The following is a 15,478-nucleotide window of genomic DNA, read 5'->3' on the forward strand; positions in this document are numbered from 1 at the left end:
AAGGTGTACGGGGTCACGGCTGCGCAACGCGCCTGCGCGGAACGTTGACACCCGCTGCGCGCCGTCCCAGAGTTGCACCGTCAAGGGGGCATCGTTGTCACAGGCGGCTCCATCTATTGATCGGAGAGTGAAATCATGCGTGGTGGTCTGAGCAAGACCCTGGCGCTGGTGGGCGCTGCGGGTCTTCTCGCGGTGAGCGCCTGCGGGAACAGCGACAACAGCAGCGGCGGAGACTCGTCCGCCAACAAGGACGTCACTGTCTTCACCTGGTGGGCCGACGGTGGTGAGAAGGCCGGTCTGGACGGACTGGTGTCCGTGTTCGGCACGGAGTGCAAGGACTACAAGTTCGTCAACTCGGCCGTAGCCGGCGGTGCCGGCGCGAACGCCAAGCAGGTGCTGGCCAACGACCTGCAGGCGGGCAAGCCGCCGTCGACGTTCCAGGCGCACGCGGGCGCGGAGCTGAAGGACTACATCAACGCCGGCCAGGTCGACGACGTCAGCCAGCTGTACAAGGACTACGGACTGGACAAGGCCTTCCCGCAGAACCTGATCGACAATCTGACCGTCGACGGCAAGATCTACTCGATCCCTGCCAACATCCACCGGGCGAACGTGGTCTGGACGAACCCGACGGTCCTGAAGAAGGCGAACATCGACGCCACCAAGGCTCCGGCCAACGTGGACGCGTGGATCGCCGACCTGACCAAGCTGAAGGCCGCCGGTGTGGCGGCGCCGCTGGGGCTGTCCAAGGGCTTCGCCCAGGAGATGCTGGTGGAGACGACTCTGCTGGCCGAGCTCGGTCCGGACAAGTTCAAGGGTCTCTGGGACGGCAAGACCGACTGGGCCGGCGCCGACGTGACCGCGGCGCTGAACAAGTACAAGACGCTGCTGTCGTTCAGCAACGCCGACCGCGAGGCGATCGACTGGTCGGACTCGCTCGGCTACGTGAACGCCGGCAAGGCCGGTTACACCCTGATGGGTGACTGGGTCGCCGCACAGCAGCTGGCCAACAAGGTTCCGGAGACGGCGTACACCTACTGGCCGGCCCCGGGTACGGGCGACTCGTTCCAGTTCCTCGCGGACTCGTTCACGCTGCCGACCAACGGTGCGGATCCCGACGGTGCGAAGTGCTGGCTGAAGGTCGTCGGCTCCGCCGAGGGCCAGAAGGCGTTCAACACCAAGAAGGGCTCGATCCCGGCCCGTTCGGACGCCGACCCGGCCGACTACCCGAAGTACCAGCAGACCGCGATGGCGGACTGGAAGAAGGACACGATCGTCCCGTCCTGCGCCCACGGTGCCGCGTGCACGGCCGGCCAGAACAACGACATCCTGTCGGCGCTCAGCCAGTTCAGCGGCAGTCAGGATGTCGCGAAGCTGCAGGCGGCGCTCGGCACCGCGATGAAGACGAGCTGATGCAGGTCGAGTTGCGGACCCGGTTGGGGGACTGACGGTGCACGGAAGAATTCGCACGTGGGGGCCTGGTGCCCTGGTGCTGCTGCCGACCGTGCTGCTGCTCGGGTACTTCGTCTACGGGCTGATCGCGTGGTCCTTCAACACCTCGCTGACGAGCCGGCACACGGCTCGCAAGGGCCCGGCGGACTACGTCGGGTTCGAGAACTACGGGCACCTGTTCACCGAGGACCGGTTCCTCAACTCGCTGAAGAACCTCGGCGTGCTCACGGTGGCGTTCATCGTGGGCACGCTGATCTTCGGCCTGCTCTGGGCACTGCTGCTGGAGAAGGGAGTGCCCGGCGAGTCGATCTTCCGGTCGGTGTACCTGTTCCCGATGGCGATCTCGATGATCGCCTCGGGAGTGGTGTGGGGCTGGTTGCTGAACCCGTCCCAGGGTGACGACGCCCGCGGGCTGAACCGCCTGTTCTCGATTCTCCATCTGAACTTCCTGGAGAATCCGTGGTGGACCGGCGGGAGCCGGTGGACGACGATGATGTCCATCGCGTTACCGGCGGTCTGGCAGATGTCGGGCTACATCATGGCGCTGTTCCTGGCCGGCTTCCGGGGGATCCCGCCGGAGCTGCGGGAGGCTGCCCGGGTGGACGGCGCGTCGGAGTTCAAGCTGTACCGTCACGTCCTGTTCCCGCAGCTGTCGCCGATCGCCTTGTCGGCGCTGATCATCCTCGGCCACATCTCGCTGAAGCTGTTCGACCTGATCTACGCGATCACCGGGCCGAACCAGTTCCGCACCGAGGTGCCGGCCATCTTGATGTGGAACACCTTGTTACGCAGTGACCAGGCCAAGGCGGCCGCGATCGGGATCGTGATGCTCGCGGTCGTCGCCGTACTCGTCATCCCCTATCTCGCGTGGACCGTCCGGCAGGAGAACGAGGAATGACCGCCGTAGAGGCTGCGACCGGCCACGCCGCCGCAGCGATCCGCCAGAAGCCGGGGCGCGGGGCGATCGCCGACGGTTCGACCCGCCGTAGCCGGACGATCCGCTACCTCCTGCTGCTGCTGTTTCTGTTGTTCGTGCTGACCCCGGTGTACGTCGTGGTGGTGACGAGCTTCAAGACCTCCGGCGACACCACGGCCGCCGCGCAGTGGAACCTGCCGAAGGAATGGACGCTGGAGCCGTGGCGCAAGGCCTGGGACGTGCTGCAGCCGTACATGATCCGGTCGCTGTCGCTGGCGATCCCGGCCGCGATCATCTCGTCGCTGATCGGGTCCGCGAACGGGTTCGTGCTGGCCCGCTGGCGGTTCCCCGGCGCGAACATCGTGTTCGCGTTCATCCTGTTCGGGATGTTCATCCCGTACCAGGCGGTGATGCTGCCGCTGCGGACGACGTTCACCGAGCTGGACATCACCCGGGGCGTGCCGACGCTGATCGTCGCACACTGCATCTACGGCATCCCGATCTGCACGCTGATCTTCCGCAACTACTACGCCACCATCGTCCCGAACGAGATCATCGAGTCGGCCCGGGTGGACGGGGCCGGCCTGATCCAGACGTACGCGCGGATCATCCTGCCGATCTCGATCTCCGGGTTCGTGGTGACGCTGATCTGGCAGTTCACCTCTGTCTGGAACGACTTCCTGTTCGCGTTGTTCCTGACCCAGCAGAACAACGGGCCCGTGACCTTGGGCCTGGCGGCTTTGTCCGGCGGGCAGAAGGTCGACTACGCGGCGAGTATGGCGGGTGCGCTGATCACGTCGTTCCCGACGCTGCTCGTCTACATCCTCCTGGGCCGCTGGTTCATCGGCGGCCTGATGGCCGGCGCCCTCAAGGGCTGACACCAGCCGTCCTCGAGCACCCACCAACCACATTTCCACCCGCGAAACGGTTGGTGGGTGCTCATGGCTGTACGGCGGAGTTGTCCACAGGGCGCGCTGACAGGACTGCGGGGGACGGGGTGCGGACGGTAATCTCACGGAGGTGACCAAGTCTCCGAGTGGACGGGACGGACGGCGCAGCCATCTGCGGCTCGTCGGCTCCGACCCGGGCGAGCCGCCCGCGCCGGCGGTGGCTGTGGATGTCGACACCACGCCGAGCGTCGCCGTGCTGGAGACCTTGCTGGAAACGCTTGCCCTCGACATGGCCGCGGTTCCGGCCGCTCTGCATCCGGTGATCGCCGAGGCCTCGGTGGCGCGTTCGGCGGCGATGCTGGCCGACCAACTGTGGCCGGCCGGGCTCCCGGACGAGATCGGCGAGGTGGAGCGATTCTTCTGGGCCGACGCGGCGCGGGTGCTCGGCGAGCGCCGTGACCTCGAGTCGTTCGTCCTGCTGACCAGCCTGGCCCGGACGGTCGGCCCGGCCGGACGGCTGCCGCTGCAGCGGGCGCATGTGTCCCGGTTGCGGACGCAGGACGAAGTACCGGAATGGGTGACGCGGATCGCGGGCTTCCGGCTGACCAGCGCGATCGTGTCCGAGGACATCACCGGTGACGGGCTGAGCGTCGTGCTCGACTACGACGACGAGCAGCATCCGCACACCGTGGTGGTGTTCATCGACAACAATCTCGGCGCGATCATCAAGGACGTGTTCGTCGGCCCGCCGGTGGACCGTGTCCTGGAGGCGTACGAGCGCGGCGGCCGGGTGACCATCCGGACCGTGCGCCCGCCGATCGCCGCCGGCATCATCCTGCAGGCGCTCGGCGAGACCCGCGACTACGACGATCCGCCGGTGAGCGAGGACTTCGAGTTCTTCACCGGCCTGCTGGTGAACCGGCTGACCCAGATGCCCGAGCGCCCGGTCCGGCCGCCGATCCGTCCGCTGATGACTCCGCGACAGCGCGATCAACTGGTCGAGGAGTTCCTCGATTCGCGGTATGCCGTTGGTCTGTCCGACGACGCCGCGGACATCGCCCGACTGTGGATCGATCACGCGGTCGACCACACGGTCGGCGGTCCGCTGCGCGTCAGCGGCGTACTGGTCGAGCTCTTCCTCGCGCACTGGCTGCCGCGCAAGGTGCTTGCTGAGAGCACCTATTTCGACGCGGTCCCGGTGGTGGTGAAGGCCTGGCTGGAGTTCGCCGGCGAGCGGACCCACCTCCCGCTGGACACGGTCGACGAGGCGATCGACGCCGTCGACGTCTGGCAGCCGGCGCTGGAAGCCGCCGCGATGATCGACCCGGTCGGCTCGAGGCCTGGCGAGCGGGTCTTCCTCGACGACGCGTCCAACGACCTGGAAGACGCTTACCGTGCCCTGGCCGGCCTCGGGTCACCGCCCCAGCCGGACCTCCGCGGCCTGGACAACCAGCAAGCCGCGACGCTCTCGGTCCTCGCACCGCACGCCTGGCTGATGGCCGGCGAAACCCTCGGTACGGCGTACGCGCCGGACGCCTTCGACATCGCCGAACGCCTGGTCCGCGACGCCCCCGACCTCCTGGCCAAGGCCCGCCTGTCCACCTGGCCCCGAGCCATCGTCTGGCTCCTCGCCCACCGCCACCGCCTGGTGGGCCCCGGCGAAACCCTCACCCCCTACACCCTCGCCACCGACCTCTCGTCCTCCCCGGCAACGCTGCGCAAAACCGCAAAACTCCTGACCGACACCCTGATCCTGCCGCGCTGATCTCATCCGCCGGGCCTGTGGCGGCTGCTGTTGAGCCGCGGCGGACAATGGGGGCATGCATGTGCGTGCGCCGGAGCTCAAGGGTCGTGGGTGGTTGAACACGGGCGGGCGGGAGTTGTCGCTCGCGGACTTCCGTGGACGCCTTCTGTTGCTGGATTTTTGGACGTTCTGCTGCATCAACTGTCTGCATGTGCTGGACGAGTTGCGGCCGTTGGAGGAGAAGTACGGCGACGCGCTGGTGATCGTGGGGGTGCACTCGCCGAAGTTCGCGCATGAGGGTGAGGAGTCCGCCGTACGGGCCGCCGTCGAGCGGTACGAGGTGGGGCATCCCGTGCTGGACGACCCAGAGCTGATCACCTGGCAGAACTACACCGCACGCGCCTGGCCGACGCTGGTCCTGGTGGATCCGAACGGGTACGTCGTCGCGCAGTACTCCGGTGAAGGCCACGAGCACGCCCTGGACGCCCTGCTGGCCGAGCTGATCGTGCAGCACGAGGAGGCAGGCACCCTGACCCGGGGTCGGTCGCCGTATGTCGCTCCGACGCCCGAGCCGACCGATCTCCGCTTCCCGGCGAAGGTCGTTGCGGTGGACAACGGGTTCCTGGTCGCGGACGCCGGTAACCACAGCATCGTCGAGCTCGCCGCCGACGCGACCACCGTCGTACGCCGGATCGGATCGGGCCATCGTGGTTTCGCCGACGGAGCCGCCGGTGCCGCGAGCTTCTCCGAGCCGAACGGTCTGGTGGTGCTTCCGTCGGACGTGGCCGAGAAGGTCGGGTACGACGTGGTGGTCGCGGATACCGTCAACCACGCTCTGCGCGGCGTGTCGCTCGCAGACGGGCAGGTGACGACGTTGGTCGGCACCGGCAAGCAATGGATGGACGGCGACGGGACCGACGTACTGAGTTCGCCGTGGGATGTCGCCTGGTGGGGCGACAAGGTGTGGATCGCGATGGCCGGCGTACACCAGCTGTGGACGTTCGATCCGTCCACCGGACAGACGGCGGTCGCGGCAGGTACGACCAACGAAGGGCTGAAGGACGGGCCGCTCGGCGAGGCGTGGTTCGCGCAGACGAGCGGGCTCGCGGCGGACGGCGATCGGCTGTGGCTCGCCGATTCGGAGATCTCGGCGCTGCGCTGGATCGACGCCGAGGTGCACACCGCGGTCGGCACCGGGCTCTTCGACTTCGGGCTGCGCGACGGCAAGGCGAGCGAGGCGTTGCTGCAGCATCCGCTCGGCGTGACGGTCCTTCCTGACGGATCCGTCGCGATCGCCGACACCTACAACGGCGCCGTACGGCGGTACGACCCGCGGACCGAGACGGTCGAGACGATGGCCACCGGGCTGGCCGAGCCGAGCGGGGCTGTTGTCGTGGGCAACGAGTTGCTCGTCGTCGAGTCCGCGGCGCACCGCCTGACCCGGATCCCGCTCGGTGCTTCCGCGACGGCCGACGAGTTCAGTACGCGGTCGCAGCGTCCGCCGATGGATCTCGCCGCTGGAGAGGTCACGCTCGAGGTGGTCTTCAACCCGCCGCCGGGGCAGAAGCTGGACGAGCGCTACGGCCCGTCCACGCGGCTTCTGGTCTCGTCCACTCCGGACAACCTGCTCCGTGAGGGTGCGGGCGACTCCACCGATCTCGTACGTCGTCTCGTCGTCGACCCGCACGCCGGGTCCGGGGTCCTCCACGTGGCCGTCCAGGCCGCCTCGTGCGACGACTCCGCCGAGGTGGAGTTCCCCGCCTGCCACATGCACCGCCAGGACTGGGGCGTCCCGGTCCACATCACCCCTGACGGCCCGAACCGCGTCGAACTCGTTCTCTCCGGCGGTAAGTAACTTGTTTGCCGAAGGGGTACCGTCGAAGGTGTAGGACCAAGGACTCGCTGGGAGGCCGGGATGAGCATCGGTGTCGGGATCTTTTTGATGGTGGTCGGCGGCATTTTCGCGTTCGCCGTCCGCGACAGCTGGGATGCCGTGAACCTGCAGGTCGTCGGCTACATCCTGCTGCTGGCGGGCCTGGCCGGCATCCTGCTTTCCTTCTACATCACCAACCGCCGCCGGCGGGTGGAGACCGCGGCTATCGACCCGGCCGTCGAAGAGGAGTACCGCGTCGTCGAGGAACACCACCGCGACGTCAGGGAATGATCGACCCTCCGACCGGCTTCGTCGCCGGCGACTAGAGACCGGACGGCTCGGGCGCACCCGGGTCGTCCGGGGCCACGGATTCGGCCACCAGGTCCGCGCCCGGGACGGTGCCGAGCTCGACCAGTTGTGCCTTGCCGTTGCCCACGGACCAGCCGTCCAGGGCAGTTTCGACGAGAGTGATGGTCACGTCCTCCGCTCGCACCCCGGCTTGCGTCAGCCGCTCGGTGATCCGCCGGTACAACTCCAGCTTGAGCTCCCGCGAGCGCCCTTGGACCAGGGTGATCTGGATGTAGACGACGTCGCGCCGGTCCACGCCGAGATAGCTCGGATCGAAGATCAGCTCCCCGGCAGCATGCGGTGTGACGATCTGGAACCGGTCGTCGGCGGGGATGCCGATGGCCTCGACCAGGGCATGGTGCACCCCGTCGGCAATGGCGCGCCGCTGGGCGGCAGGCCGGTCGGCGGACAGATCGATGCGGACCAGAGGCATGAGGACGCTCGCTTTCGGACGGCGTTGCGGCAAGTGTTCGATGGCCGTCAACCATATCAGTGTTTGCCGCACATCGAACACTATCGTTGCCTGGAGCGTCTATTCCGCGCGGAGCTCGATGTCTCCGGACGTGGTGGTGGCGGTGATGGTGTGGGACCCGTTCGTGCCGTTGCCGAGCTCGTTGTCGACGTCGCCGTGGCGGCTCTCGGTGGTGACGTTGTAGTCGCTACTCGGCGCGGTGATCTTGATGTCCCCGCTGGTGCCCTTGGCGCGGATGTCGTTGGCCTCGGAGAGGTCGAGCTCGATGTCGCCGGACGTGGTCTCGACGTTCACCGCGCCGCCGCTCAGGTCCTTGGCCTCGATATCGCCGGAGTTGGCCTTGACGTCGAGTTTCCCGGTCAGGTCGTGCACGGACACGTCGCCGGAGGTGACATCGAGATCGACGTCGCCCTTGACCTCGCGGAGCTCGATCTTGCCGGAGTTGGACTTCGCGTCGACCCCGGCCACGCCCTTGATCTCGAGGTCACCGCTGCCGTTCTCGCCGGTGACCTTGGTGCCGCGCGGCACGGTCACCTCGAAGTCGGCGGTGCACTGCCAGCCGCAGTCGCCGTCCAGCTTGAGTACGCCGTCGTTCACCGAGTAGGCGTCGCCGTGCTTCCAGAACCAGAACTTGCGCTTCTCCCGCACGCTGGCCCGGTCGTCGTCGGACACGTTGATCGTGATGTCGGCATGGCCCGCGGCGAGCTGGACGGTGGTGATCTTGTCGTCGAGCTTGTGCGTGTCGTCGGAGTCCCGATCCCCGAACTGCCAGAACGCCAGCCCGGCCGCCGCCACCAGCAAGATCACGCCGAGCTGCTTGTTCTCCGCCATCGTCCGCCTCTTCTCGAGCCCACCCACGTTGTCGCTCCGACAGTAGGCTCCGGAGCCGGGCCCCAGGATCCGGCAGATCCCCCGACGCGTCCCTGAACCGCTCTCAGGGAAGCACCCTCACCGACGCAGCTCGCCCCGGGACACGGCCGCGGCCAGGTCGTCGCCGGTGGTGCCGAAGAAGGTCCGCGCCCAGACCGAGTCCTCGTACCAGTACGGCCCGTCGTTGCCGGGCAGCGAAGTAGGTGCCGAGCGACGCTTGAGCGCCTGCCGGCACTCGTTGCACAACGGCAGCGTGAGCGTGGTGCCGTCGGACTCCACCTTGGTCGGCCGACCGGACGTGCGACCGTGCAGTGGGTTGAACGCGCACAGATCCGGTACGGCGTCCACCTTCCGGTCGGCTGCGATCGCGACCGCGGCGTCGTACTCCCGTCGTGCCTTGTCCAGCAGCACCATCGCGCCGACCAGGTCGACGAGGCCGGGGGACGAGTCGAGGACCTTCGACGCGGCAGCGTGGTCGTCGAGCGCGGCCTGCTGGTGGACAAGCCCTGCGCCTTCGGTGGTCGGGAGCGCGGCCAGCTCCGAGCCGAGCCTGGTGAGCTCGGCGTTCGTCTCCTGGGTCAGCCGCCGGCGCCGCTCGGCCGCCACCGTCGCTGCCACGTGCGGCGGGATCCGGAACGCCTTGGAACCTGAACCCCGGCTGCGCCCGATCAGCAGCCCGAGACCGACCAGGACGACGAGACCGCCGACGATCGACAGCGCGACGATCCACCCATGACCGCCCGGCTCCGAGATGTCCCGGGACGGCCGACCCGACTCCGGTCGGGTCGAGGTCTTCGGGATGCCCGGTTGGGCGAGCAGCTCGTACATCCGGGCCACCACCTCGGTCGGCCCGGCGTCGTACCCCGTGTCATCCAGCGCGCGCGTCCGCGCCGCCTCCAGCTTCTCCTCGCTGACCTGTGAGACGTCCCGCGTCTCGTACCACGGGAAGCGGCTGCCGCCGTCCACCACGACGTACAGCCCCGGCTGCCGGAGCGCGTCCATCACCAGGGTGAGCGCCGTACTCTCCTCGCCCTCGAACTCGTCGCTCGGGGTCAGCGGCAGGACGACGGTGTACACCGGGTACCCGAGCGCTTTCGCCTTCGTCCGCAGGTCGTCCAGCAGCTTCGCGGGCAGCGCCGTCTTGTACGCCGGGTCGATGTAGACCGGGTCCTTCTTCAACGCGGTCGCGATCTCCTGCGCCCGCTCCGCCGGAGTCCGCGCAGTACCGGCCTCGGCCGGCGCCGCAACGAGCAGCGTCAACGTCGCCGCGAGGCAGGTGAGGAGAAAACGGGCCTTCACGCGCGTCCCTTTCGTCGTGGGCGGGCCAGGGCCGCCACGATCAACACGATTCCGCCGAGGAGACCGCCGCCCATCAGGCCGAGCACGGTGCCGCCGAGGCCGTTCCCGATCGCCTTGCCGACGGTGAACTTCTCCTCCGGGTACGTCTCCTCCGGCTCGGGCGGCAGCGGCTCGGTCCGGGCCGGTTTCGGCGTGCTGTACGTCGACTCCCGCAGACCGTCGAGGTACTCCGAGAGCTGCTTGCTCAGCGCCTCTTTCCCGTCCGCGTACGTCCACGTCGGCACATACGCGCCGAGCTGGTGCGTGACGCCGTACGACCGGTCGCCGTCCATCACGACGTACACGCCCGGCTTGCCGTTCGCGGCTGCCAGCCGGCCGGCGAGCAGCGTGGTGTCGCCCTTCTCCGGGAACCATTCGCCGCTCGGTACGACGGCCACGTACACGGGCACCTTGGCGTTCGAGATCACCTGCAGCGTCGCCTCGCGATCCGCGATCGACGTGAAGTCCGGGTCGACGTACAGGTTCTGCTGCGCCCAGGCTGCGACCGCGGCGGTGATCCGGGGATCGGTCGGAGTCGCCGCCCACGCGGTCCCGGTCAGCAGCGCAACTGTTGCCGTGAGCAAGAGGACGAGCCGTCTCATCGGACATCCTCCTTCCGGCCGGTGATGCGGTCGGCCAGGTCGTCGGAGAGCGCGCCGAAGCCGGTCGCGACCATCGGGCTGTCCTCCGGGTCGAGCGTCCAGTACGGCACCTGCTTGCGGTCGCCACCGAGAAGCCGGGAATTGGCCGGCACCAGCAGACCGCGCGGCGTACCACCCCGGCGTACGACGCTCGCACACTGCTGGCAGGCAGGTACTTCGACCTCGTCCGACCAGTCGACCTTCACCGTTCCGGGGTTGTGTGTCGGGTCGAAGAAGCACGGCGGCTGGAGGGCCGCACCAGAGGCGATCCGCTCGGCCTGCCGGGCGAGCACGAGCGCGCCGGCCGCGGCGAGGACGTCTTCCGGCTGGTCCGCGCGCAGCGTCCGCGCCGCGTCGAGCCGGCGGTACGCGTCGTCGCGCTGATCCAGCTGCTTGGTCGTCTTGTTGCGACGCCGGTCCAGTCGCCCGAGGGCACTTTCGGCCTGCTTGATCTTGCTGTCCGCCTTGAGCTGTACGTCCCGCGGATCGACTGCCCGCTGACTGGTTCGCGAACGCTTCGGCCCGCCACGACGCCGCAGTGCGATCACCAGCGTCAGCACGAGCCCGAGGATCCCTCCGACCCCCAGGCCGACGTACGCGGCCCGGTCCGACTTGTCGGTCACCGAGAGGCCGCGGTGCGGGCGCTCCGGCTCCAGATCGGCGGCCGGGACAGCCGGCAGCGCGCGACCGTCGTACGCCGTCGACGCATATTGGATCGTGCGGACGATCTGCGGCGCCGGGCGATCCGTGAGGAGGTCCAGGCGCTGCTTGTCCTCGGCCCGCACGCTGGTCAGGTCGCGGCCCCGGAGCCCGCCCTGCCGGTACAGCTCCGCGGCCGTCGACCAGTAGTTGTCGTCGACGAGCGCGACCAGGTACAGCCCCGGTTCGCCGACCCGCGCGTGCAGCAGGGTCGGCCAGTCGAGTCTGTTCTTCGCCAGGTACGGCGTGCGCGGCACAAGCGCGACGTACACCGGAAGGCCCGCAGTGCGCATCGCGCCGCGGATCCGGTCCAACTCGGTCGTGGGGATCGCGAGCCGCGGGTCGACGGACAGGTGATCGGTTCGCCAGGCGGCGGCGATCCGGTCGGGCGGCTCCGGTGTCTCCGCACGCGCCGGCAGGACGGGGAGGAACGCGACTGCCGCGAGCAGGGCGGTGACGAATCGGACAGGCATCGCGGACAGCGTACGACGACCGAGCCTGGACACATTCACACGGACGCAAGCACACGGCAACTGGTTCCACCCCGTGAGAGGGCATCTGATGAGTTGGGCGCGACCCTGGCTCGGACAGGGGAGACCAAGCCAGGGTCACGGTGTTTCAGGGCAGAAACGTTGCTACACCAACACGCTCCGCAACAGGGCAGATCGTGGGGCAACCTGGGGCAGATCAGCCGATTTCATGCCCCGACTTTGTCCTGAGCATCCTTGCCCTGAGCATTCTTGCCCTGGGCCCCGAACCTCCGGCTCGACCCGCGCAAGTGGCCGAGCCGGAGGAGTCCGCAACCTCAGAACGCGGACTCAGGAAGGTCCATCACCTCGAGGTCGGTGAGCTCCGCCTTGATCCGCTCGGCGCGGACCGACGGCATCGTCGAGCGCACGAACCACTGCGCCGCGGCGACCTTGCCGGTGTAGAAGTCCTGGTCGGCCGGAGACAGCTCGCCGCCCAGCTTCTCCAGCGCGACCTCGGCCTGCCGGAGCATCAGCCACGAGCAGACCACGTCGCCGAGGACGAACAGCAGCCGCGAGGTGTTCAGGCCGACCTTGTAGACATTCCGCGGGTCGCCGTTCTCCGCCTGGGGGTTGCTGGCCATGAGGGCCTGCCCCATGATGCCCAGGATCTTCTGGGTGTCCTCGAGGCCCTTCGCGAGCAGCCCGCGCTCTTCCTTCAGCCGCCCGTTGCCGGCCTCGGAGGCGACGAACGCCTGCACCTGCTCGGCGAGATGGCCGAGCGCCTTGCCCTGGTCCTTGATGATCTTGCGGAAGAACAGGTCCTGGCCCTGGATGGCGGTCGTGCCCTCGTAGAGCGTGTCGATCTTCGCGTCGCGTACGTACTGCTCGATCGGGTAGTCCTGCAGGAAGCCGGAGCCGCCGAACGTCTGCAGCGACTCGGTGCCGAGCAGTGTCCAGGACTTCTCCGAGCCGTAGCCCTTCACCAGCGGCAGCAGCAGGTCGTTGACCCGCTCGGCGAGGTCGTCGTGCTCACCGGCGTACCGCGCCTGCTCGGCCCGGTCCTGGTACGTCGCCGTGAACAGCACGAGCGCCCGCAGCGCCTCGGCGTACGCCTTCTGCGTCAGCAATGAACGCCGTACGTCGGGGTGGTGGGTGATCGTGACCCGTGGCGCGTCCTTGGCCGGGTTCGTCATGTCGGCGCCCTGGACCCGCTCCTTCGCGTACTCGAGCGCGTTCAGGTAACCGCTCGACAGCGTCGCGATCGCCTTGGTGCCGACCATCATCCGTGCGTACTCGATCACCTGGAACATCTGCGCGATGCCGTCGTGCACCTCGCCGAGCAGCCAGCCCTTGGCCGGAATGCCATCGCCGAAGGTGACCTCGCAGGTCGTGGAGACCTTGATGCCCATCTTCTTCTCGACGTTCGTGACGAAGGCGCCGTTGCGCTCACCGGTCAGCTCACCGGTCTCCAGGTCGAAGTGGTGCTTCGGGACCACGAACAGGCTCAGGCCCTTCGTGCCGGGGCCGCCGACGCCCTCGACGCCCTGCGGACGGGCCAGCACCAGGTGGACGATGTTCTCGGTCATGTCGTGCTCGCCCGAGGTGATGAACCGCTTGACGCCCTCGATGTGCCAGGAGCCGTCGTCCTGCAGCGTGGCCTTGGTCCGCCCGGCGCCGACGTCGGAGCCGGCGTCCGGCTCGGTCAGCACCATGGTGGCGCCCCAGCCGCGCTCGATGATGTGGTGAGCGATCAACTTGTCCCGCTCGGTCCCGTTGCGCCACAGCACGTGCGCGAAGTTCGGGCCGGCGGCGTACATGTGCACTGGCGGGTTGGCGCCCAGCACCAGCTCGGCGGCGGCCCAGCGCAGTGACGGCGGGGTCGGCTGACCGCCCAGCTCGGCCGGCAGTTCGAGCTTGAACCACTCGGCGTCCATGTAGGCGTGGTAGCTCTTCTTGAACGCCTCGGGCATCCGGACCTCGTGGGCTTCCGGGTCGAAGACCGGCGGGTTCCGGTCGGCCTCCGCGAAGGACTCAGCCAACTCGTGCTTGGCCAGCCGGTCGATCTCCGCGAGCACCTCGCGGGCGGTGTCGACGTCCATCTCGGCGTACGGGCCCTGACCGAGCACGTCGCCCCGGCCCAGCACCTCGAGCAGGTTGAACTCGATGTCCCGCAGATTCGACTTGTAGTGAGTCACAGACACTCCCCAACTTTACTCGCCAGTAACTTAAGTATATACCCGCCGGTAATGAGGGCAAAGGGAGATTGACTGTGAGGTATGAAGTTGATTTACGAGACGCACGCGACCACGGTCGACAACGAACGCGGGATCGCGACCGGTTGGTTGCCGGGTGAGCTGTCGGCCGCGGGCCGCGAGCAGGCGCGGGAACTCGGCGAGCGCCGGCGGGACGTCGACGTCGTGTTCAGCTCGGATCTGCGGCGCGCCGTACAGACGGTCGAGCTGTCCGGGCTGACCGTGCCGCACTTCCAGGACTGGCGGCTGCGCGAGTGCAACTACGGCGAACTGAACGGCGCGCCGCGAGACGCGCTCGAGCCGCGGGTCGAGCGCGTCGGTACGCCGTTTCCCGGTGGTCAGTCGTACGACGACGTACTCGAACTGACGCGCTCGTTCCTCGCTGACGTCGAGCGGTGGTACGAGGACCAGGTGGTACTCGTAGTGGCCCACTCGGCGAACCGCTGGTCCCTCGAGCACCTCGTGGGCGGCCGCGCCCCGATGGAGCAGTTGGTTGCCGACGGCGTCAACTGGCAGCCGGGCTGGGAGTACTGACCGGGATGGCCGGCCGGGTTGGCCGGCCATCCCGTTGTTTTCAGGGCTTGTAGACCGTCGCGCTGCCGTACAGCCTCTGGGTGAAGGCGCTCATGTACGACGACGTGTCGGACTCGGTGAGGTTGTACGTGAGGAAGACGCCGTACCCCTCGCTGACTGTGCGTTGGGCGAGGCTTGCAGCGGTTGAGGAGCTGGTGGCGGTGTACGACACCGCGGCGGGGGACACGCGCGACTTGGCGCTCGGTGCGGACGGGACGCCCCACGTCCCGTAGTACGGGTTCCAGCCGTAGTCGAAGGTGTCGACGATGCTCTGGCCGTTGTAGGTGAGCCGATCCGCGGCCGGGCCGATGTCGTAGAGCGTGATGAGCTTGTTCGGCAGCTTCGCGCGGAGCGCCTGGACCAGGTAGACGAACGAGAAATCGTTCGGCTGGCCGGTGCCGTTGTTGCCGTACTCGGCGTACTCGTCGTCGAAGTCGATGCCGTCCAGACCGTACTGGTTGACCGCGTCCGCGAGTTCCTGGGCGAAGGCGTCCGCGGATGCCTGGTCCGGGAAGTTCGCGAAGCCGGCGCCCTGATGGTTGCCGAGGATCGAGAGCAGGACCTTGATGCCCTTCTGCTGCAGCGGGCGGACCTGCGTGGCGACGTTGTTCAGCACGTTCGTCACCTGGTCGTTGAAGTGCAGGTACGCCTTCGTGCCGTCGTAGTTGATGTTCGCCGCGAAGATCACCGCGACGTCGATCACCTGCGCGCCGTTGCTCGCCAGCGTGTACTTGCCGGCGTTCAGCATGCTGTGGTCGTTGACCTCGATGTACGCGACGGTGACCGGTCCGGTCTTCGCGCGCGGGCGGCGCTTGTCTGCGGCCTCGGCGGGCAGCGCGGCACCGGTGGCGGCCGCGGCGGTTCCGACGGCCAGGGCTGACAACAGGGTCCTTCGCTTCATGAGCTGATCGACTCCTCGTCAAACGATGGGCGGTGTCGC

14 protein-coding genes are annotated in these 15,478 nt (G+C 68.1%); 7 read left to right on the top strand and 7 right to left on the bottom strand.

Features of this window, described 5'->3' with window-relative positions; translation table 11 throughout:
* The first annotated feature begins 135 nt into the window (after nucleotides 1-135).
* The 6 genes from EV651_RS09960 to EV651_RS09985 all read left to right on the top strand — a co-directional run bounded on the left by EV651_RS09960 (nucleotide 136) and on the right by EV651_RS09985 (nucleotide 7,166).
* Entirely contained in the window at nucleotides 136-1,413 is a 1,278-nt protein-coding gene (locus EV651_RS09960; RefSeq protein WP_133784320.1) for an ABC transporter substrate-binding protein, read from the top strand.
* A gap of 37 nt (nucleotides 1,414-1,450) precedes the next feature.
* Nucleotides 1,451-2,350 carry a carbohydrate ABC transporter permease gene (locus EV651_RS09965; protein WP_133784322.1) on the top strand — a complete coding sequence of 300 codons (900 nt, stop codon included), beginning with the start codon at nucleotides 1,451-1,453 and terminating at the stop codon, nucleotides 2,348-2,350.
* Nucleotides 2,347-3,246, top strand: coding sequence for a carbohydrate ABC transporter permease (locus EV651_RS09970; protein ID WP_133784324.1), 900 nt, complete (start codon nucleotides 2,347-2,349; stop codon nucleotides 3,244-3,246). The genes EV651_RS09965 and EV651_RS09970 overlap by 4 nt, the downstream gene beginning before the upstream one ends.
* Nucleotides 3,247-3,388: 142 nt before the next feature.
* Complete coding sequence (locus tag EV651_RS09975) at nucleotides 3,389-5,023, top strand: hypothetical protein (protein WP_238156778.1); 1,635 nt, start codon at nucleotides 3,389-3,391, stop codon at nucleotides 5,021-5,023.
* 55 nt (nucleotides 5,024-5,078) lie between these two features.
* The gene (locus tag EV651_RS09980) at nucleotides 5,079-6,857 is read left to right on the top strand and encodes an NHL domain-containing thioredoxin family protein (protein WP_133784326.1); all 1,779 of its coding nucleotides are present in this window, start codon (nucleotides 5,079-5,081) and stop codon (nucleotides 6,855-6,857) included.
* 60 nt (nucleotides 6,858-6,917) lie between these two features.
* On the top strand, nucleotides 6,918-7,166 hold the full coding sequence (locus EV651_RS09985) for a DUF6458 family protein (RefSeq protein ID WP_133784328.1): 249 nt from the start codon (nucleotides 6,918-6,920) through the stop codon (nucleotides 7,164-7,166).
* A 31-nt stretch (nucleotides 7,167-7,197) separates the two neighbouring features.
* On the opposite strand, the gene EV651_RS09990 is transcribed toward EV651_RS09985, so the two are convergent.
* From EV651_RS09990 to EV651_RS10015, 6 genes are all read right to left on the bottom strand, one after another.
* Nucleotides 7,198-7,656, bottom strand: a complete 459-nt coding sequence (locus EV651_RS09990) for a tautomerase family protein (RefSeq protein ID WP_133784330.1) — start codon at nucleotides 7,654-7,656, stop codon at nucleotides 7,198-7,200.
* Nucleotides 7,657-7,755: 99 nt separating this feature from the next.
* Nucleotides 7,756-8,526: a DUF4097 family beta strand repeat-containing protein gene (locus EV651_RS09995; protein ID WP_133784332.1), complete on the bottom strand. Its 771-nt coding sequence runs from the start codon at nucleotides 8,524-8,526 to the stop codon at nucleotides 7,756-7,758.
* A gap of 117 nt (nucleotides 8,527-8,643) precedes the next feature.
* Nucleotides 8,644-9,864, bottom strand: a complete 1,221-nt coding sequence (locus EV651_RS10000) for a hypothetical protein (RefSeq protein WP_133784334.1) — start codon at nucleotides 9,862-9,864, stop codon at nucleotides 8,644-8,646.
* Nucleotides 9,861-10,505 carry a hypothetical protein gene (locus EV651_RS10005; protein ID WP_133784336.1) on the bottom strand — a complete coding sequence of 215 codons (645 nt, stop codon included), beginning with the start codon at nucleotides 10,503-10,505 and terminating at the stop codon, nucleotides 9,861-9,863. The genes EV651_RS10000 and EV651_RS10005 overlap by 4 nt, the downstream gene beginning before the upstream one ends.
* Nucleotides 10,502-11,716, bottom strand: coding sequence for a hypothetical protein (locus EV651_RS10010; RefSeq protein WP_133784338.1), 1,215 nt, complete (start codon nucleotides 11,714-11,716; stop codon nucleotides 10,502-10,504). The genes EV651_RS10005 and EV651_RS10010 overlap by 4 nt, the downstream gene beginning before the upstream one ends.
* Before the next feature lie 332 nt (nucleotides 11,717-12,048).
* Entirely contained in the window at nucleotides 12,049-13,908 is a 1,860-nt protein-coding gene (locus EV651_RS10015; protein ID WP_133784569.1) for an acyl-CoA dehydrogenase, read from the bottom strand.
* Nucleotides 13,909-13,989: 81 nt separating this feature from the next.
* Between EV651_RS10015 and EV651_RS10020 the strand changes: the two genes are divergently transcribed.
* Complete coding sequence (locus tag EV651_RS10020; protein WP_133784340.1) at nucleotides 13,990-14,499, top strand: histidine phosphatase family protein; 510 nt, start codon at nucleotides 13,990-13,992, stop codon at nucleotides 14,497-14,499.
* 40 nt (nucleotides 14,500-14,539) lie between these two features.
* Here EV651_RS10020 and EV651_RS10025 read toward each other — a convergent pair whose 3' ends face one another.
* The gene (locus EV651_RS10025) at nucleotides 14,540-15,439 is read right to left on the bottom strand and encodes an endo-beta-N-acetylglucosaminidase H (protein WP_133784342.1); all 900 of its coding nucleotides are present in this window, start codon (nucleotides 15,437-15,439) and stop codon (nucleotides 14,540-14,542) included.
* Nucleotides 15,440-15,478: the final 39 nt, after the last annotated feature.

The sequence above is a fragment of the Kribbella sp. VKM Ac-2571 genome (assembly GCF_004362255.1).
Classification (GTDB): domain Bacteria; phylum Actinomycetota; class Actinomycetes; order Propionibacteriales; family Kribbellaceae; genus Kribbella; species Kribbella pratensis.